We start from the raw sequence: 18,516 nt of genomic DNA, 5'->3' as shown, positions 1-18,516 counted from the left end.
ACCTTCCCCCCGTTCACCGACGCCGACCCACTTGATCGTTCCAAGGGCAGCATATCGACGCCACGGCGCACCCGTGCGGCGACCGGACGGGTCCGTCCGGGACGTCGGAGCGGGCGGACCGGCGGTTGTCGGCGGCGTCCCCTACCGTCGGGGCATGCCGAAGCCCGCACCCAGGTCGCGTCCCGCCTACCGCTGCGCCGAGTGCGGCTGGGAGACCGGCAAGTGGGTCGGCCGGTGCGGGGAGTGCCAGGCGTGGGGCTCGGTCGCCGAGGCGGCCGCCCCGACGATGCGCACCGCCGCGGCGCCCGTGACGACCCAGGCCGTCCCGATCGGCCAGGTCTCGGTCTCGGAGTCGGCGTTCCGCTCCAGCGGTGTCCCCGAGCTCGACCGGGTGCTCGGTGGCGGCCTGGTCCCCGGCGCGGCGATCCTGCTCGCCGGCGAGCCCGGCGTCGGCAAGAGCACCCTGCTGCTCGAGGTCGCCGCGCAGACCGCACGCCTCCGGCACCGCACGCTCTACGTCACCGGCGAGGAGTCCGCCTCCCAGGTGCGGTTGCGCGCCGACCGCACCGGCGGCGTCCACGACGAGCTCTACCTCGCCGCCGAGACCGACCTCGGCGCGCTGCTCACCCACATCGAGCAGGTCCGGCCGACCCTGCTGGTCGTCGACTCGGTGCAGACCATCGGGGCCTCCGGGATCGAGGGGGTGCCCGGCGGGGTCACCCAGGTCAAGGAGGTCGCGGCCGCGCTGATCCGGGTCGCCAAGACCCGCAACATCACCACCGTGATGGTCGGCCACGTCACCAAGGACGGCTCGATCGCCGGCCCCCGGGTGCTGGAGCACCTCGTCGACGTCGTGCTGCACTTCGAGGGCGACCGCAACTCGCGCTTCCGGATGGTCCGCGCGATGAAGAACCGGTTCGGCCCGGTCGACGAGGTCGGCTGCTTCGACCTCTCCAGCGACGGGATCAACGCGGTCACCGACCCGACCGGGCTGTTCGTCGAGAACCACCACGCCCAGGTCCCCGGCACCTGCGTGGCCGTGACCATGGAGGGCCGGAGGCCGCTGCTGGCCGAGGTGCAGGCCCTGGTCACCGTCTCGGCCCTGGAGCGACCGCGGCGCACGACGTCGGGTCTCGACGGCGCGCGGATGGCGATGGTGATGGCCGTGCTCCAGCAGCACTGCGGGATCCGGCTCCACAACCAGGACGTCTTCGCCTCCACCGTCGGGGGCGCGAAGCTCAGCGAGCCGGCCGTCGACCTGGCCGTCGCCGTGGCCCTCGCCTCGGCGAGCCGGGGCACCATCCCGCCCCGGGGCGTCGTCGCGATGGGCGAGATCGGGCTGGCCGGCGAGCTGCGCCGGGTCCGCGACCTCCCGCAGCGGCTGGCCGAGGCCGCCCGCCTGGGGTTCCAGGTCGCCGTCGTCCCCGCCCAGCCGGCCAGCCGCACCCCCGGGTGGGCCGCGCAGCGCCACGAGACCCGCACCGTTGACGGCATGCGGGTGATCGAGGTGCCCGACGTCGACACCGCATTGCGCCTGCTCAAGCTGACCGACGGGCGGCACGCTCCGCTGCGCGACGTCTCCGACGGCTAAGGTGTGCGCAGCGGCAGGGTGATGCCGCAGGGTGACGAAGGGACCTGACTTGGCCACCGACCGATCGGATGAGGTGCTCCGTCTGCGGGCTACCCTGGCCTCGATCGCCCCCGGCACCGCCATGCGCGACGGTCTCGAGCGCATCCTGCGCGGGCGTACCGGCGCGCTGATCGTGCTCGGCAACGACAAGACCGTCGAGTCGATCTCGACGGGCGGCTTCGTGCTCGACGTCCCGTTCACCGCCACCGGTCTGCGCGAGCTCGCGAAGATGGACGGCGGCATCATCATCGACAAGGACCTGACCCGGATCTTCCGGGCCGCCGTCCACCTGATGCCCGACCACACGATCCCGTCGGAGGAGACCGGCACCCGGCACCGCACCGCCGACCGGGTCGCCCGGCAGACCGGCTTCCCGGTCATCTCGGTCTCCCAGTCGATGCAGATCATCGCCGCGTACGTCGGCGAGACCCGCCACGTCCTGGAGGACTCCGGCCAGATCCTCTCCCGCGCCAACCAGGCCCTGGCGACCCTGGAGCGCTACAAGCTCCGTCTCGACGAGGTCTCCAGCACCCTCTCCGCCCTCGAGATCGAGGACCTGGTGACCGTCCGCGACGTCGCGGTCGTCGCCCAGCGCCTGGAGATGGTCACCCGGATCGCCCGCGAGATCGAGGACTACGTGCTCGAGCTCGGCACCGACGGCCGGCTGCTCTCCCTGCAGCTCGAGGAGCTCGTCACCGGCGTCGACGCCGAGCGCGAGCTGGTGATCCGCGACTACCTGCCCTCGGGCCGCCGCACCCGCAGCCCCGAGGAGCTGCTCACCAAGCTCGAGGCCCTCTCCGCCACCGAGCTGGTCGACCCCGCCTCGGCCGCCCGGGTGCTGGGCCTCGGCAACGGCGAGCACCTCGACGGCGCGGTCGCCCCGCGCGGATACCGCCTGCTCGCCAAGGTGCCGCGCCTGCCCGGGTCCGTGGTCGACCGGCTCGTCGACCACTTCGGCACCCTGCAGAAGCTGCTGTCGGCCGGCATCGACGACCTGCAGGCCGTCGAGGGCGTCGGCGAGCTTCGGGCCCGGAGCGTCCGCGAGGGCCTCTCCCGCCTCGCCGAGTCGACGATCCTGGAACGGTACGTGTAGCTGCGGCGCTTGCGTCCCGGCCTACACGTGCCGTTGATGGTGGTCGAGCGAGCCGCGCGACCGAGCCTGCGAGGTCGCGACCGGCGTGTCGAGACCCAGTCGATCGCGCAATCAGACCAGCCCGAAACACCGGCCGAACAGACCTCAGCCGAGGTCCGGCTCCACCGCTCCGCTCGGCTCACCGGTCGACGCGGGCTCGTCGGTCGGCGTCGTACCGCTCTGCTTGTTCTTCCGGCCCTTCTTGCCCTTCTTGCCCGACTCCTGCTTCGGCTCCGCGGTCTGGGTGACGACGACCGGCTGGGGAGCGAGCAGCTCGAACTGCACCTGGGACGGCTCGCCGGCGAGCGCGGCGGCCGAGACGTGGTACCAACCCGGGAGCGCCCACTCGGTCAGCTTCGAGCAGTCCTCGTCGGAGCGCCGGGCGTTCCAGGCGACGCTGAGGGTCGTCGTGACGGCACTGCGGACCGTGACCTGCTGCCGGGGCAGGACCCGCGGGCACTCGCGGCTGGTCCAGATGTCGTCCTTGCCCGAGGTGATCTTCAGCGTGAGGGTCTTGGCCGAGACCTTCCAGGTGCAGGCCTCGTCGGAGATCGTGCGCAGCTGCAGGTCGATGGCCACGCCGTTGCGGGGACCGGCGACCGCGGTCCGTACCTCGGGGGTGACGGCGATGTCGCTGTCGTCGCACAGCCCGTCGGGCGCGGCCAGGACCGGCTCCGTGGGGGTCGGAGGGGCGGTCGTGGCCGGAGCGCTCGCGCCGGTCGGGGTCGCACCGGCGCTGCCGGCGTCACGGGGGCTGGCACCTGCAGTCGGGCCGGTGGGGGCCGTGGTGGACGCGAGTGCATCCGCCAGGCTGGCCGTGTCGCCGTCGGAGGAGCCGTCGCTGCCGGTCCCGAGCAAGCGCGCGACCCCCAGGACCAGGAGCAGGACGACGCCGAGCACGGCCAGGCGTCGGCGCCAGTAGACCCGGGCCGGAAGCGGCCCGCGGGTCATCGGCGGGCGGGTCCGGGCAGTCATGACCCCACGCTATCCAGCGCGTCGCCGCTCGTCGGGCTGCCACACCGGCCGCGCCCGGGACCAGCAAGAATGGTGGGCGATGAGCGACCTTCACGACCCCCTGCTGCGGTGGTACGACGCCCATGCGCGCGAGCTCCCGTGGCGTGGTCCACAGGCGTCCCCCTGGTCGGTGATGGTCTCGGAGTTCATGCTCCAGCAGACACCGGTCAGCCGGGTGCTGCCCGTCCACGAGAGCTGGCTCGAGCGCTGGCCGTCGCCCGCGGACCTGGCCGTCGAGTCCAGCGGGGAGGCGGTCCGGGCCTGGGGGCGACTCGGCTACCCGCGCCGGGCGCTGCGGCTGCACGCGGCGGCGGCGATGATCGTCGCCGAGCACGGAGGCGAGGTGCCGTCGTCGTACGACGACCTCCTGGCCCTGCCCGGCGTCGGCGACTACACCGCCGCCGCGATCGCCACCTTCGGCTTCGGGCGGCGACACGTCGTCCTCGACACCAACGTCCGCCGGGTCCTCGCCCGAATGGTGCAGGGCGCCGAGCTCCCGGCGCCGGCCGTCACCAGGGCCGAGCGGGAGGTCGCGGCCGAGCTGCTGCCGCTCGACGAGCCGACCGCGGCGACCTGGTCCATCGCGCTGATGGAGCTCGGGGCGCTGGTCTGCACGGCCGCGAGGCCGCGGTGCGCGGCCTGCCCGGTGGCCGGGCGGTGCACGTGGCGCACCAGCGGCTACCCGGCGTACGACGGGCCGCCGCGGAAGGCGCAGTCCTGGGCCGGGACCGACCGGCAGTGCCGGGGGCGGCTGTTGGCGGTGCTGCGCGACGACGACGGACCCGTGCACCGCAGCCGACTCGACGCCGTCTGGAGCGAGGAGACCCAGCGGGTTCGCTGCCTGGCCGGCCTGGTCGACGACGGTCTCGTGGTCGCGGCCGGACCCGACACCTACGCCCTCCCCTGATGCCGAGTCAGCACTAGTAGTGCTGACTCGGCCCGCCACTTCTGCTGACTCGGCGAGGGCGTTCGCCCGATTGCCCGGAGATGGCCGCTGGCCCGGCAGGTGTCTGCCGGGCCAGCGGGGTGGAGTGTCGGGCTACTCGGAGCCGCCGGACTTCGGGACGTCCGAGCCGCTTTCGGCGTCGTCGGGACCCTCCAGCTCGGGGGCGCCGATCTCGGCGGTCTCGAACGGCGGCAGGTCGGGCAGCTCGCCGACCTTCTGGCCGTCGAAGGTGAACGTCGCGGTCGGACCCTCGCCCTCGACGTCGACCAGCACGATCATGCCGGGGCCGACGTCACCGAAGAGCATCTTCTCGGCGAGAGCATCCTCGATCTCGCGCTGGATCGTGCGCCGCAGCGGCCGGGCACCGAGGACCGGGTCGAACCCGCGCTCGGCGAGCAGGTCCTTGGCCGCCTGGGTGAGCTCGAGGCTCATGTCGCGGTCGCGCATGCGCAGCTCCACCGACGCGACCATGTTGTCCACCATCTGCACGATCTGCTCGCGCGAGAGCGGCGGGAACACGACGATCTCGTCGACCCGGTTGAGGAACTCCGGGCGGAAGTGCTGCTTGAGCTCGTCGGCGACCTTGGCCTTCATCCTCTCGTAGGAGCCCGCGGCGTCGCCGGACTGCTGGAAGCCCAGGTTGACCGACTTGTTGATGTCGCGGGTGCCGAGGTTGGTCGTCATGATGATGACGGTGTTCTTGAAGTCCACGACCCGACCCTGCGAGTCGGTCAGGCGACCTTCCTCGAGGATCTGCAGCAGGCTGTTGAAGATGTCCGGGTGGGCCTTCTCGACCTCGTCGAAGAGCACCACGGAGAACGGCTTGCGGCGCACCTTCTCGGTGAGCTGGCCGCCCTCTTCGTAGCCGACGTAGCCGGGAGGCGAGCCGAACAGCCGCGAGATCGTGTGCTTCTCACCGAACTCGCTCATGTCGAGCTGGATCAGCGAGTCCTCGTCGCCGAACAGGAACTCCGCCAGCGTCTTGGACAGCCAGGTCTTACCGACGCCGGACGGGCCGGCGAAGATGAACGAGCCACCGGGACGCTTGGGGTCCTTCAGGCCGGCACGGGTACGACGGATCGCGCGGCTGAGCGCCCGAACGGCCTCGTCCTGCCCGATGACGCGCTTGTGCAGCTCGTCCTCCATCTTGAGCAGCCGGGTCGACTCCTCCTCGGAGAGCTTCACGATCGGGATGCCGGTCGCGACCGCGAGCACCTCGGCGATCAGCTCCTCGTCGACCTCGGCGACCTCGTCCATGTCGCCCGCCCGCCACTGCTTCTCGCGCTCGGACTTCTTCAGGATCAGCTGCTTCTCCTCGTCGCGCAGGCGGGCCGCGGCCTCGAAGTCCTGCCCGTCGATCGCCGCCTCCTTGCGCTGGCGGACGTCGCCGATCTTGTCGTCGAACTCGCGCAGGTCGGCGGGCGCCGTCATCCGGCGGATCCGCAGCCGCGAGCCGGCCTCGTCGATCAGGTCGATGGCCTTGTCGGGGAGGAACCGGTCGGAGATGTAGCGGTCGGCCAGCGTCGCGGCCGAGACCAGCGCCTCGTCGGTGATGGTGACCCGGTGGTGCGCCTCGTAGCGGTCGCGCAGCCCCTTGAGCATCTCGATCGTGTGCGCGATCGACGGCTCGGCGACCTGGATCGGCTGGAAGCGGCGCTCCAGGGCGGCGTCCTTCTCGAGGTACTTGCGGTACTCGTCGAGGGTGGTCGCACCGATGGTCTGCAGCTCGCCGCGGGCCAGCATCGGCTTGAGGATGCTGGCCGCGTCGATCGCGCCCTCGGCCGCGCCGGCGCCGACGAGGGTGTGGATCTCGTCGATGAACAGCACGATGTCGCCGCGGGTGCGGATCTCCTTGAGGACCTTCTTCAGCCGCTCCTCGAAGTCACCGCGGTAGCGCGAGCCGGCCACCAGGGCACCCAGGTCGAGGGTGTAGATCTGCTTGTCCTTCAGCGTCTCGGGCACGTTGCCCTTGACGATGTCCTGGGCCAGCCCCTCGACGATCGTCGTCTTGCCGACGCCGGGCTCGCCGATCAGGACCGGGTTGTTCTTCGTGCGGCGCGAGAGGATCTGCATGACCCGCTCGATCTCCTGCTCGCGGCCGATCACCGGGTCGAGCTTGCCCTCGCGGGCGTCCTGGGTGAGGTTGCGGCCGAACTGGTCAAGCACCAGCGAGGACGACGGCGCGTCGCCGCCGGTGCCGGTGGCGGCCGCGGCCGACTGCGAGGACTCCTTGCCCTGGAAGCCGGAGAGCAGCTGGATGACCTGCTGGCGGACCCGGTTGAGGTCGGCGCCGAGCTTCTGCAGCACTTGGGCGGCGACGCCCTCCCCCTCGCGGATCAGACCGAGCAGGATGTGCTCGGTGCCGATGTAGGAGTGGCCGAGCTGCAGCGCCTCGCGCAGGGACAGCTCGAGCACCTTCTTGGCGCGCGGCGTGAAGGGGATGTGACCGCTCGGGGCCTGCTGGCCCTGGCCGATGATCTCCTCGACCTGGGCGCGCACGGCCTCCAGCGAGATGTCGAGGCTCTCGAGCGCCTTCGCGGCGACGCCCTCGCCCTCGTGGATGAGGCCGAGCAGGATGTGCTCGGTGCCGATGTAGTTGTGGGAGAGCATGCGGGCCTCTTCCTGGGCCAGCACGACAACTCGTCGGGCTCGGTCTGTGAACCGCTCGAACATGCGCATCGCTCCTGAAGCTTCAAAGGGGGACCCGTCCCGCCTGGGTAGCGAGGAAGGTGACGAGAGAACTAACCCCGCTCACAGCCTACGCGTTCCCTCCCAGCAGGAAACCGGCATCCGCTGAGAGCGAACAGGCGCCCGGTCCGCGGTCTCGGCCGCCGGGACGCAGCCGGAAAATGCAGAGTCGGCGCCGGGGCGGGCGAGGAACACCCGACCGGCGCCGACTCGGCGTGCGGCTCGGTCAGTGAGCTGCGTCGTACGCTTCGCGGACCTCGGCGGAGACCCGGCCCCGGTCGGGGACGTCGTGGCCGTTGGAACGGGCCCAGTCGCGGATCTCGCGGGCGCTCGGCCCGGATCCCGCGGCCGGAGCGGCGGACTTGCGGCCACGACGCGGGGCGCTGCCGACCTTGCGGCCGTGGCCGACGTAGGGGGCGAGCGCGTCGCGCAGTGCAGCCGCGTTCTTGTCGTTCAGGTCGATCTCGTACGACGTGCCGTCCAGACCGAAGGACACCGTCTCCGAGGCCTCGCTGCCGTCAAGATCGTCTTCGAGAATGATGTGGATCTTCTGCGCCATGATTCCTCTTTCTCCGAATCACTCATGCGATACCCGGCTAATCGGATGCCGCTAGGGATCTTCGCACGAAAGACGGACGTTGCCAAACCTCTATATGGGGTCAAGCGCGTCCTGACGGATCGCGATTTCCCGCATCTCAGGAATTGCGCAGGAATACCAGCTCGAGGCCACGCAACGTCAGCCACGGCGCATGATCGGTGAAACAACGACATTCATCCACGACCAGGGGCGCGAGATAGCCGGTCGCCACCACGTGCACGGACTCGGTCGGGACCGCGAGCTCCGCGATCATCCGGGCGACCATTCCCTCGACCTGACTGGCGACGCCGAAGACCATGCCCGACTGCAGCGCCTCGACGGTGTTCTTCGCGATCACCGAGCGCGGTCGGAGCAGCTCGACCTTGCGCAGCTGGGCGCCGCGGCGCCCGAGCGCCTCCAGGGAGATCTCGATCCCCGGTGTGATCGCGCCGCCGACGTACTGCCCGTGCTCGCTGACCACGTCGAACGTCGTGGCCGTGCCGCCGAAATCGACGACGATGGCCGGGCCGCCGAATTCGGTCGCCGCCGCGAGCGCGTTGATGATCCGGTCGGAGCCGACTTCCCGCGGATTGTCCATCAGGACCGGGACCCCGGTCCGGACGCCGGGCTCGACCACGACGCTCGGCCGGTCGGAGAAATGGCGGACGAGCATGTCACGCCATTCGTGCAGGACCGCCGGGACGGTCGAGCAGACGGCAATACCGTCGATCTCGGGATAATGCTCGGCCAGCAGCCCGCGCAGCAGTGCCGCCCACTCGTCGGAGGTACGCCGCTCGTCGGTCGCGACCCGCCAGTGGGCCAGCACCTCGCCGTCATCGAGGAGCCCGAGGACCGTGTGGCTGTTGCCGATGTCGGCGGCGAGGAGCGGCACCGGAATCAGTCCTCGTGCTGGGGTGAAAGATCCAGGCCGAGATCGAAGACCTTCACCGAGTGCGTGAGCGCACCGACCGAGATGAGGTCGACTCCGGTCTCGGCGACCTCGCGGGCGCGCTCCAGGGTGAGCCCGCCCGACGCCTCCAGCGTGGCGCGTCCCGCATTGATCCGGACCGCCTCGGCCATCGTCGGGGAGTCCATGTTGTCGAGCAGGATCTCGGTGCAGCCGGCGTCGAGCAGCTCGCGGAGCTCGTCGAGGTCGGTCACCTCGACCTCCACCCGCAGGCCGGGGTTGGCGTCGCGGACGGCGACGTACGCCGGCACGGCACCGCCGGCGGCGACCACGTGGTTGTCCTTGACCATCGCCCGGTCGGCCAGGCTGAACCGGTGGTTGACCCCGCCTCCGCAGCGCACGGCGTACTTCTGCAGGGCGCGGTACGTCGGCAGCGTCTTGCGGGTGTCGAGCACCCGGGCACGGGTGCCGGCCAGCGCGGTGACCCAGTGCGAGGTGGCCGTCGCGACCCCGGAGAGATGGGAGGCGAAGTTGAGCGCGGTCCGCTCGGCGGTGAGCAGGTCGGAGAACGGCCCGCTCACCCGCATCACGACGTCGCCCGCGCGGACGTGGGTGCCGTCGGCGAGCCGGTCGGAGACCACCGCCCGCTCCCCCAGCGCGTAGACGAACACGAGCGTGGCGACGCCGAGGCCGCACACCACGCCGTCCTCGCGCGCCGCGAAGTCACCGGTGCCGTGGCCCAGCGGCGGGAGTGCCGCGCTGGTGACGTCGGCGGCACCGTCGGGGAGATCCTCCTCGAACGCGGCGACGACCATCTCGTAGACGCTCAGGGGGTCCAGCCCGGCCTCGGACAGCTCCTCGATGAGCGGCCGGGGCAGATCGGCGTACGACGTGCGGGTGATCATGCGGTTCCGTCCGTTGCGGGCGAGGGGGAGAAGGCGATGGTGGTCTCGCCGTCGCGCATGCGGACGTCGAAGTGCCCGGCCCAGCGGGCGTCGTCGCGCTCGGGGAAGTCCTCGCGCCAGTGCGACCCACGAGTCTCCTCGCGCAGCGCGGCGGCCTCGAGCAGGGCGCCGGCGAGGGTGAGCAGGTTGGTGGTCTCCCAGGCCGCGACACCGGGTGTCTCGGTCCCGACCCCCGTCAGCTTGTCGAGGTGGCCGGCCCCGTCGGCGAGTCCGGAAGCGCTGCGGAGCACGCCGGCACGCACCGACATCACCTCCTGCAGCTCGGGTCGGACCGAGCCGGACACCAGGCCGGGGGTACGCCGGTCGACGGCGGTCTCGCTCCACGGCCGCAGCTCCCCCGGCAGCACGGCGGCGATCCGGCGGGAGAAGACCAGCCCCTCCAGCAGGGAGTTCGAGGCCAGCCGGTTCGCGCCGTGCACCCCGGAGCACGCCGCCTCGCCGGTGGCGTACAGCCCGGGCACGTCCGTGCGGCCCCACAGGTCGGTCGCCACGCCGCCCGAGGCGTAGTGGCAGGCCGGCGCGACCGGGATCAGCTCGGTGACGGGGTCGATCCCGTGGGAGCGCGCGGTCGCCAGGATGGTCGGGAAGCGGCGCTCCCAGTGCGCCTGGCCCAGGTGCCGGGCGTCGAGCCACAGGTGCGGCCGGCCGGTCTCGTTCATCCGCCGCATGATCGTCTTCGCGACCACGTCGCGCGGCGCGAGGTCGCCGAGCTCGTGCACGCCCGCCATGATCCGATCGCCCTCGAAGTCCACGAGGAACGCGCCCTCGCCACGGACCGCTTCCGAGATCAGCGGCTGCTGGCCGACCGAGTCGGGGCCGAGATACATCACCGTCGGGTGGAACTGCACGAACTCCAGGTCGCGCAGCGTCGCTCCCGCACGCAGCGCGATCGCCATGCCGTCGCCGGTCGAGACCGCCGGGTTCGTGGTCTGCGAGAAGACCTGCCCGAGTCCGCCGCTGGCGAGCACCACCGCCCGGCAGTGCACCGCCCCGACGCCGTCGCGCTGGCCCTCGCCCATCACGTGCAGGGTCACCCCCGCGACTCCGCCGCCCTGGCCGGCCTCCCCGTCGAGCAGGAGGTCGACCGCGAGGGCGTGCTGGATGACCTCGATCTCGGGCGCCGCCTCGACCGCGGCGATCAGGGCCCGCTGGATCTCCGCGCCGGTGGCGTCACCGCCGGCGTGCGCGATCCGGTCGCGGTGGTGCCCGCCCTCCCGGGTCAGGGACAGCGCGCCGTCGGCGCTGTGGTCGAACTGCGCCCCCAGGGCGATCAGCTCGTGCACCGCCTCGGGGCCCTCGGTGACCAGGACACGTACGGCGTCCGCGTCGCACGCGCCCGCCCCGGCGACCAGGGTGTCGACCTCGTGCTCCGCCGGGGTGTCCTCCGGGCCGAGCGCGGCGGCGATCCCGCCCTGCGCCCACTGGGTGGAGCCCGCGGCCAGCACGTCCTTGGTGACGACGAGGACCCGGTCCACGTGTTCGCGGAGTCGCAGGGCGGCGGTCAGCCCGGCGATGCCCGAGCCGATGACCACGACGTCGGCCCGCGTCGTCCAGCCGGGCTCCGGGGCCGAGAGCCGGCCCGGGACGCGGCGTACCGCTGTGGGAGGCATTCGGGCAGGCTACCGCTCGGCCAGCCGGTCGCCTCGGACCAGACCGGACCCGTCGACGGCCTCGGCCGGGTCGAAGCCGGTCGCCATGATCTTGTTGTCGGCGTCGACGAAGACCACGTGCGGCTTCAGCTCGCGCGCCTCGGCGGTCTCCAGCTGGGCGTAGGCGATCAGGATCACCAGGTCGCCGGGGTGCACCAGGTGCGCCGCCGCGCCGTTGATGCCGAGCACGCCGGACCCGCGCTCGCCCGCGATCGTGTAGGTCTCCAGCCGGGCGCCGTTGGTGATGTCGACGATGTGCACCAGCTCGCCCGGCAGCAGGTCGGCGGCGTCGAGGAGGTCCTCGTCGACGGTGACCGAGCCGACGTAGTGCAGGTCGGCCTGCGTCACCGTCGCCCGGTGGATCTTGCTCTTCATCATCGTGCGGAACATGTGCTCACTCGCTTCGCTCGTGTCTCAAAGGCTGGGGGCTCGCCTCGCTCGCCGGTCTCTTGGCTCCGTCGAACCAGGCTCGCTGCGCTCGCGGTTCGACGGACTCGCTTCGCGAGCGCCGCACGAACCCAGGGTCAGGGCGGGCCGCCCAGGGTGAGCGGGAGGTTGTCGATCAGGCGGGTGGTGCCGAGGCGGGCGGCGACCAGGATGCGGGCCTCGGTGCCGGGGGGGACGTCGGCCGGGAGCTCGGTCAGCTCCGGGGTGGTGACGACCAGATAGTCGAGGTCGACGCCCTTGCCGAGCCGCAGCTCGGCGCGGGCCGCGTCGAGCGCGACGGCGGCGCCGTACCGGGCGTTCTCCTGGGCCTCGCGGAGCGCGCGGTGGAGGTACACGGCCTCGATCCGCTGGTCCGCGTCCAGGTAGCGGTTGCGGCTGGACAGGGCCAGGCCGTCGGGCTCGCGGACGGTCGCGGCGCCGACCACGTCGACGCCCAGGCACAGGTCGGCGACGAGCTGCCGGACCAGCACGAGCTGCTGGTAGTCCTTCTGGCCGAAGACGGCCAGGTCCGGCCGGACCAGGCCGAAGAGCTTGGCCACGACGACGAGCATCCCGCGGAAGTGCCCCGGGCGGCTGCGGCCCTCCAGGACGTCCGCGAGCGGGCCGGGCTCCACGGTGACCTGCGGCTCCCGCTGCTCGGGCCAGCCCGGGTAGACCTCCTCGACGCTCGGCGCGAAGACGATGTCGACGCCTTCCCGCGCGCAGAGCTCGAGGTCGGCGTCGAGGGTGCGGGGGTAGCGGTCGAGGTCCTCGCCGGCGCCGAACTGCAGCGGGTTGACGAAGACCGACGCCACCACCGGACCGCTCCGCCCGTCTCCGGCGACGCGCTCCCGGGCCGTCCGCATCAGGCTGGCGTGACCCTCGTGCAGGGCACCCATGGTCGGCACGAAGCCGACCCGCTCGCCGGCGGCCCGGGCGCGCGCCAGCATGCCGGAGAGCTCCTCGCGCGTGTGCGCGAGGGCAGGCGTACGACTCATCGCGTCTCGACCTCGGGAACCGGCGCGTCGGCGAGCGCCTCCTCGAGCAGCTGGTGGATGCGCAGCGCACGCAGGGGTACGACGCGACCGTCGGTGACCGCGCGGGCCAGGGTCGCCCGCGCCATCACGACGTACGACGGCAACGTGTGCGGCGCGTTCGCGGCGAGGTCGACGAGGTGGGCGCGCACGGTGCCGAGGTCGCCGCGGACGATCGGGCCGGTGAGCGCGGCGTCCCCGTGGGCCAGCGCGTTGTCGAGCGCGGCCGTGAGCAGCGGGCGGAGGGTGCCGGCCGGATCGTCGGCACCGGCGGCCGTCAGCATCTCCATCGCCTCGGTGACCAGGGTGACCAGGTGGTTGGCGCCGTGGGCCAGGCCCGCGTGGTAGAGCGTGCGCATCTCCTCGGGCACCCACATCGGCCGACCACCGAGGTCGGCGACCAGGCTCTCGGCCAGCGCCCGCTCCGCGGGGCCGGCGGTGAGGCCGAAGACGCAGCCCGCCAGTCGGTCGAGGTCCACGGCCGTGCCGGTGAAGGTCATGGCGGGGTGCAGCGCGATCACCCGAGCGCCGAGCGCACGGGCGGGCTCGAGCACGGCCAGGCCGTGGCGGCCCGAGGTGTGCACGACGAGCTGGCCGGGGCGGATCGAGCCGCTGGCGGCCAGCATCGTGACGACGTTGTCGAGCATGTCGTCGGGGACGGTCAGCAGCAGCGCGTCGCTGGCGCGGGCGACGGCACTGGGCTTGGCGGGCGTCACGCCGGGCAACAGCTCGGCCATCCGCTGCCGGGAGGCGTCCGACTCGCCGGCGGCGGCCACGACCCGGTGCCCGGCGGCACCGAGCCCGGCAGCCAGGACGGCGCCGACACGTCCGGCACCGACGACGCCGATGCGAAGGGGGCGCGGGACCGCGACGGGAACGTCGTGGGCGCGCGGGTGCTGCTGGTCCATCTGCTCTCCACATCTCTCGTTCCAGTCCCTCCGACCACTCCGTCTTCTCGACGGAGCCGGGGTGGGTACCGGACGGGTTGTGCCGATGCTTGCGTCGGGGTCGAGGCTACGTGCGGCGCCTCCCGCACGGAACAGCGGCACCTGTGACGAAGCCGACACGACAGGGCGGCCTCACGGCAGCCGCTCCAGGAGCGAGCGGAGGTAGGGGCCCTCCCGCTCCGCGTCGAAGGAGTACGACGTCTGGATGCCCTTGCCGCCGGCCTCGCAGATGACCGCCTCGACCCGGTGCCCGTGGACCGCCGCCATCAGGTACTCGTTGCGAGGGGTGTACGACGCGGGCCCGACCATGATCACGTGCGTCGGCTCGGGCACGAACGCGATCTGGAACAGCCCGCTGCCGGCGTACCCGGCGGCGACCTCGGCGGCCCGGAACAGCCTGATCTGCTCGCCCAGCAAGTAGTCCTCGGGGTAGACGACCTCGAAGCCGTACTCCGCGAAGATCGCCTCGACCTCCGCCCCGTTGACGCACGCCCGCTTCTCGCTGCGCCGACCCACGAAGAAGCGGCGTGGCCAGTCGCGGTCCTCGGCCTGGTCGGCCAGCCGGTCCCCCACCTCGCGCCAGGTCTGCTCGATCCGCGGGTGGACGTAGTCGGGGTGGCTGAACAGCGGCGTGCCGGAGATCAGCCGGTCGACGAGCACCGGGCGGTCGATGACGTCGATGCGATCGCGTGGGATGCCGCAGGCCTCGTACAGCTCAAGCTCATAGTCGAGCGGGCGGGGACGCTTGCTGGTGGTGCCGACCAGCACCCGCGCGTCCGGGTCGATGGCGAGCGCCTCGGGCCAGCTCCAGACCCGGGACAGGGTCTCGGTCAGCAGGTGCCCGAAGTGTCCCCGGAACTCGTTGTCGAGGTGCAGGTAGGTGCCGCTCAGCCGGGGCAGGCTCGCCGCCTGCACCCGACCCTTCGGCCGCGCGAACCGGGCACCGTGGTCGACGAGCCGGCTGTGCACCAGGTGGGGCCACTGGTTGTGGCGGAACGTGTCCGGCAGCAGCACCCGGTCGCCGACGAGCACCTGCTTGGGCGCGACCCGTACGTCGCGGTACTCGCGGAGGCTGATCGTGGCGCTGCTGATGGGGCGGTGCATCGGGAGGCGGCGCGGCACCGGGCCCTCGCCGCCCTCCGGCGCGGGGGGCGGCTCCTCGGCGGGGAGGGTCCGCAGCAGCCGGTGCGGGGTCTCGGCCAGGCGCAGGTAGTCGTTGAACTCCGGCTCGCGCAGCTTGGCCAGCACCTGCCGCGCGTCGTGGGTGAGCAACAGGTCCTTCCCGACGACGCGATGCGTGACGTGCCGCCCGACCACGTCGCGGAAGTCCTGCAGCCGGCCCAACGTCGTTCCCGGGCCCTCCGGCGGCGACCCCGCGGTGTCCAGCAGCACACCGAGGTCGCCGCGGTGCGGGCCGAGCTCGACGGCGCCGCCCGGCACCACGAGGATCCCGCCGGGACGCAGGTGGAAGAGGGTCGCCTCGAACCGGCGCAGCCGGCCGGCCGTGCCGCCGAGGTCGACGACGACGTCGAAGGGACCGTCGACCACCATCGCGACGTGCCGCTCGCTCTCGTTGCCGGAGTACGCCGTCACCACCGCGCGCGGCGACCGGGCACGGACCAGCTGCGCGAGGGCGTCGGCATGCGGGCCGATGACGGCGATCGCAGCATCCTCGCCATCGCGCTCGGCGGCGACCAGCCCGGCGAGCGCTCGGTGCCGCGGGCGTTGGGCGAGCAGGCTCGCGCGGGACCTACCGCGCCGGAGGGTTCGCGCCGCGGCGCGGGCGCCGGGGACCCCGGCCAGCGCTGCGACGAGCCGCTGCCTCACCCACGTCGTCCGATCCGACGGCGACCGCGTCGTGCGAGCTCTCGGAGCAGTTCGCGGGCGTCGTACGACTCCAGCCCGCGCTCGGGCCGCTCCGGGGCGGCGGCCTGGGGATCGGGAGCGGGGACGTACTCCAGCGCCGAGCGGAACAGCACCTCGGCGACCCGGCCGGCCGAGGCGACACTGACCGTGTCCGGGGGCGTCACGTCCTCGGGGTAGTCCGCAGGATCGACGAGCAGGTGCTGGAGGTCGCCGATCACGGTCGCGTCGGACGCCTCGACCGCGGCGATCCAGTCGCGGGTGTACTCGTTGGACCGATCCGCCGCCCACCGGGGCGTGCGGATCGGGTGGGACGACAGGTTCTGCAGCTCGCGCAGGGCGAGCTTGCCGCCCTTCCCGGCCGTGAACATCCAGGTCGGGTGGTCGCCACCGTTCTCGGTGAAGGCGATGTTGAACGCGCGGAGCATCTCCGACTCGGGGTACGGGGTGGACGCGTTGACCTGCTCCTGCGGGACGAGCGTGCCGACGGGCACTCCGAGCAGGCTCTCGAAGACGCGCATGCCGCTGGAGCGGTCGTGCGGGTCGGCCACCACGAAGGTCAGGCGCTCCTCGCCGAAGACCGAGCCCCACTCCTCGACGACGCGGCGCAGGCTGAACCGGTGCAGCTCGGGCATGTGCCGGGTCCACTCGACGTTCACCGTGCCGTCCGGCGACACCGCGTCGAAGTGCCGGTGCAGCCAGGTGTCCAGGTCCTCGGTGCCGCGGCGGCGCAGCACCTCCTGCCACTGCGAGGCCAGCAGCGGCGCGAGCGGACGCAGGGTGAGCACCACGTGCGTGTCCGACCCCAGCCGATCGGCGATGTGCCGGATCCGGTCGGGCGCGGCCTGGGAGAGCGTCTCGCTCGACCAGATGGTGCAGCGGGCCTGGGAGGTCCGGAAGTTCTCGGCGAGCTGCTCCCACCGCTTCTCGCGTCGGTCGACCCAGTACGGCGGCAGGGTGCCGGCAGCGGCCAGCGCCGTCTTCATCTCGTGCCGGCCCTTGCCCACCAGCCGGACCCCGGCCTCCCGCAGCTGCGGTCGCCCGGCATCCAGGGCGGCCTGCAGGGCCGTCGTACCGGTCTTCGGCATGCCGATGTGGACGAGCTTCGACCCGTCCGGCAGGGCCGTCCCCGTGCTCGCTGAGCGCATTCGACTCGTCAACTCCTAGCTCACTGTCCACCGTGACCTCTGGGCGATCCGACCCTATATCGGCTCTCGCGCGGGGGCCCGGTCGTCCGACCTCCGGCCTGGTCCGCAGCGCGTTGTAGGCTGCTCGACGCCCTCCTGCCTGACCACCAAAGGATCACCAGCTCGTGAAGAACGTCGCCGTTCTCCTGGCCGGCGGGGTCGGCGTCCGCGTCGGTCTCGACGTCCCGAAGCAGCTCATCAAGATCGCCGGACGCCCGATCATGGAGCACACGCTCGCGATCCTGGACGCCCACGAGGACGTCGACGAGATCCTGGTGCTGATGACCCCCGGCCACCTCGACGCGGTGCACGCCATGGTGCGCACCGGCGGCTACGAGAAGGTCGCCGCGATCCTCGAGGGCGCCGAGACCCGCAACGACACCACCCGGCGGGCCCTCGCCGCGCTCGGCGACGAGGACTGCAAGGTCCTGCTGCACGACGCGGTCCGGCCGCTGCTGAGCCCGCGGATCATCACCGACTGCTTCGAGGCGCTCGAGTCGTACGGCGCCGTCGACGTCGCGATCCCCTCCGCGGACACCATCATCGAGGTCGGGCCCGACAACACGATCAAGGACATCCCGCCGCGAGCCTCGCTGCGCCGCGGCCAGACCCCGCAGGCGTTCCTCGCCTCGGTGTTGAAGGCGGCGTACGCGAAGGCCGAGCTCGACCCCGACTTCGAGGCCACCGACGACTGCACCGTGGTGCTGCGCTACCGGCCCGACGTCCCGATCTGGGTGGTGCCGGGCGACGAGCGGAACATGAAGGTCACCGAGCCGATCGACCTCTACCTGGCCGACAAGCTCTTCCAGCTCACCCAGAGCGACCTGCCGCCGAGCCGCGAGCCCGAGGCCTACCGCGAGGTGCTGGCCGGCAAGGTGATGGTCGTCTTCGGCGGCAGCTACGGCATCGGCGCCGACATCGCGAAGCTCGGCGAGGAGCACGGCGCCACCGTCGTCACCTTCAGCCGGTCCACGACCGGCACCCACGTCCAGCGGCGTGAGGACGTCGCGAAGGCGGCCCGTCAGGTCGTGGAGGCGCACGGTCGCGTCGACTTCGTCGTCAACACCGCTGGGGTGCTCCCCCGCGGCGCGCTCCTCGACTGCACCGACGAGACGATCTGGGCCGCGACCGAGATCAACTACATCGCGCCCATCCTGATCGCCCAGGAGTTCCACCCGCTGTTGAAGGAGACGCGCGGCAGCCTGCTGCTGTTCACCTCCAGCTCCTACACCCGCGGACGCAGCGGCTACAGCCTCTACTCCTCGGCCAAGGCCGCCACGGTGAACCTCACCCAGGCGCTCGCCGACGAGTGGGCCGCCGACCACGTCCGGGTCAACTGCATCAACCCCGAGCGCACCGGCACGCCCATGCGGACCAAGGCCTTCGGCCAGGAGCCGGCCGACTCCCTGCTGGAGTCCGTCGCGGTGGCCCGGGCCTCGCTGGACACCCTGCTCGCCGGCGGCACCGGCCACCTGATCGACCTGCGCCGGGCCGACCCGATCGCGCTGGCGATGCAGGAGACGGCGTACGACGAGGACTGAGCCCGGTCGG

The 18,516-nt window shown here is 72.3% G+C and carries 15 protein-coding genes; 4 read left to right on the top strand and 11 right to left on the bottom strand.

The window, feature by feature from the left end; all coding sequences use genetic code 11:
• The first annotated feature begins 154 nt into the window (after positions 1-154).
• Both radA and disA read left to right on the top strand, forming a co-directional pair.
• Complete coding sequence (gene radA / locus MUB56_RS07180) at positions 155-1,591, top strand: DNA repair protein RadA (RefSeq protein ID WP_244931219.1); 1,437 nt, start codon at positions 155-157, stop codon at positions 1,589-1,591.
• A 49-nt stretch (positions 1,592-1,640) separates the two neighbouring features.
• A complete protein-coding gene (gene disA / locus MUB56_RS07175; RefSeq protein WP_244931218.1) occupies positions 1,641-2,723 on the top strand; it encodes a DNA integrity scanning diadenylate cyclase DisA in 1,083 nt (360 codons plus the stop codon).
• 144 nt (positions 2,724-2,867) lie between these two features.
• Here disA and MUB56_RS07170 read toward each other — a convergent pair whose 3' ends face one another.
• Positions 2,868-3,737, bottom strand: coding sequence for a hypothetical protein (locus MUB56_RS07170; RefSeq protein ID WP_244931217.1), 870 nt, complete (start codon positions 3,735-3,737; stop codon positions 2,868-2,870).
• Between the two features lie 79 nt (positions 3,738-3,816).
• Here MUB56_RS07170 and MUB56_RS07165 point away from each other — a divergent pair, with 79 nt between their 5' ends.
• Entirely contained in the window at positions 3,817-4,683 is an 867-nt protein-coding gene (locus MUB56_RS07165) for an A/G-specific adenine glycosylase (RefSeq protein ID WP_244931216.1), read from the top strand.
• A gap of 132 nt (positions 4,684-4,815) precedes the next feature.
• On the opposite strand, the gene MUB56_RS07160 is transcribed toward MUB56_RS07165, so the two are convergent.
• The 10 genes from MUB56_RS07160 to MUB56_RS07115 all read right to left on the bottom strand — a co-directional run bounded on the left by MUB56_RS07160 (position 4,816) and on the right by MUB56_RS07115 (position 16,926).
• Positions 4,816-7,395, bottom strand: a complete 2,580-nt coding sequence (locus MUB56_RS07160; protein ID WP_244931215.1) for an ATP-dependent Clp protease ATP-binding subunit — start codon at positions 7,393-7,395, stop codon at positions 4,816-4,818.
• Between the two features lie 241 nt (positions 7,396-7,636).
• Positions 7,637-7,969, bottom strand: coding sequence for an Lsr2 family protein (locus MUB56_RS07155; RefSeq protein WP_244931214.1), 333 nt, complete (start codon positions 7,967-7,969; stop codon positions 7,637-7,639).
• A 136-nt stretch (positions 7,970-8,105) separates the two neighbouring features.
• Positions 8,106-8,879, bottom strand: a complete 774-nt coding sequence (locus MUB56_RS07150; protein WP_244931213.1) for a type III pantothenate kinase — start codon at positions 8,877-8,879, stop codon at positions 8,106-8,108.
• A gap of 5 nt (positions 8,880-8,884) precedes the next feature.
• Positions 8,885-9,799, bottom strand: coding sequence for a carboxylating nicotinate-nucleotide diphosphorylase (gene nadC, locus MUB56_RS07145; protein ID WP_244931212.1), 915 nt, complete (start codon positions 9,797-9,799; stop codon positions 8,885-8,887).
• Complete coding sequence (locus MUB56_RS07140; protein ID WP_244931211.1) at positions 9,796-11,469, bottom strand: L-aspartate oxidase; 1,674 nt, start codon at positions 11,467-11,469, stop codon at positions 9,796-9,798. Before MUB56_RS07140 ends, nadC begins: the two co-directional genes overlap by 4 nt.
• Positions 11,470-11,478: 9 nt before the next feature.
• Positions 11,479-11,898, bottom strand: a complete 420-nt coding sequence (panD, locus tag MUB56_RS07135; protein WP_244931210.1) for an aspartate 1-decarboxylase — start codon at positions 11,896-11,898, stop codon at positions 11,479-11,481.
• Positions 11,899-12,032: 134 nt separating this feature from the next.
• Positions 12,033-12,884 carry a pantoate--beta-alanine ligase gene (gene panC / locus MUB56_RS07130; RefSeq protein ID WP_244932362.1) on the bottom strand — a complete coding sequence of 284 codons (852 nt, stop codon included), beginning with the start codon at positions 12,882-12,884 and terminating at the stop codon, positions 12,033-12,035.
• A 44-nt stretch (positions 12,885-12,928) separates the two neighbouring features.
• The gene (locus MUB56_RS07125; RefSeq protein ID WP_244931209.1) at positions 12,929-13,876 is read right to left on the bottom strand and encodes a DUF2520 domain-containing protein; all 948 of its coding nucleotides are present in this window, start codon (positions 13,874-13,876) and stop codon (positions 12,929-12,931) included.
• 171 nt (positions 13,877-14,047) lie between these two features.
• Positions 14,048-15,742: a glycosyltransferase 61 family protein gene (locus MUB56_RS07120; protein WP_244931208.1), complete on the bottom strand. Its 1,695-nt coding sequence runs from the start codon at positions 15,740-15,742 to the stop codon at positions 14,048-14,050.
• Positions 15,739-16,926: a hypothetical protein gene (locus tag MUB56_RS07115; RefSeq protein WP_244931207.1), complete on the bottom strand. Its 1,188-nt coding sequence runs from the start codon at positions 16,924-16,926 to the stop codon at positions 15,739-15,741. Before MUB56_RS07115 ends, MUB56_RS07120 begins: the two co-directional genes overlap by 4 nt.
• Positions 16,927-17,090: 164 nt before the next feature.
• On the opposite strand from MUB56_RS07115, the gene MUB56_RS07110 reads away from it, so the two are divergent.
• Positions 17,091-18,506: a bifunctional cytidylyltransferase/SDR family oxidoreductase gene (locus tag MUB56_RS07110; protein ID WP_244931206.1), complete on the top strand. Its 1,416-nt coding sequence runs from the start codon at positions 17,091-17,093 to the stop codon at positions 18,504-18,506.
• The last annotated feature ends 10 nt before the right edge of the window (positions 18,507-18,516 follow it).

It is taken from the genome of Nocardioides sp. W7 (assembly GCF_022919075.1).
Classification (GTDB): domain Bacteria; phylum Actinomycetota; class Actinomycetes; order Propionibacteriales; family Nocardioidaceae; genus Nocardioides.
This window is presented reverse-complemented; position numbering and strand designations above follow the sequence as displayed.

Coding starts and splice junctions, on each gene's coding strand:
- MUB56_RS07170 (WP_244931217.1), bottom strand. CDS start 3,737: ATGACTGCCCGGACCCGCCCGCCGATGACCCGCGGGCCGCTTCCGGCC.
- nadC (WP_244931212.1), bottom strand. CDS start 9,799: ATGATCACCCGCACGTCGTACGCCGATCTGCCCCGGCCGCTCATCGAG.
- MUB56_RS07155 (WP_244931214.1), bottom strand. CDS start 7,969: ATGGCGCAGAAGATCCACATCATTCTCGAAGACGATCTTGACGGCAGC.
- panD (WP_244931210.1), bottom strand. CDS start 11,898: ATGTTCCGCACGATGATGAAGAGCAAGATCCACCGGGCGACGGTGACG.
- panC (WP_244932362.1), bottom strand. CDS start 12,884: ATGCTGGCGCGCGCCCGGGCCGCCGGCGAGCGGGTCGGCTTCGTGCCG.
- MUB56_RS07115 (WP_244931207.1), bottom strand. CDS start 16,926: ATGCGCTCAGCGAGCACGGGGACGGCCCTGCCGGACGGGTCGAAGCTC.
- MUB56_RS07140 (WP_244931211.1), bottom strand. CDS start 11,469: ATGCCTCCCACAGCGGTACGCCGCGTCCCGGGCCGGCTCTCGGCCCCG.
- radA (WP_244931219.1), top strand. CDS start 155: ATGCCGAAGCCCGCACCCAGGTCGCGTCCCGCCTACCGCTGCGCCGAG.
- MUB56_RS07165 (WP_244931216.1), top strand. CDS start 3,817: ATGAGCGACCTTCACGACCCCCTGCTGCGGTGGTACGACGCCCATGCG.
- MUB56_RS07160 (WP_244931215.1), bottom strand. CDS start 7,395: ATGTTCGAGCGGTTCACAGACCGAGCCCGACGAGTTGTCGTGCTGGCC.
- MUB56_RS07125 (WP_244931209.1), bottom strand. CDS start 13,876: ATGGACCAGCAGCACCCGCGCGCCCACGACGTTCCCGTCGCGGTCCCG.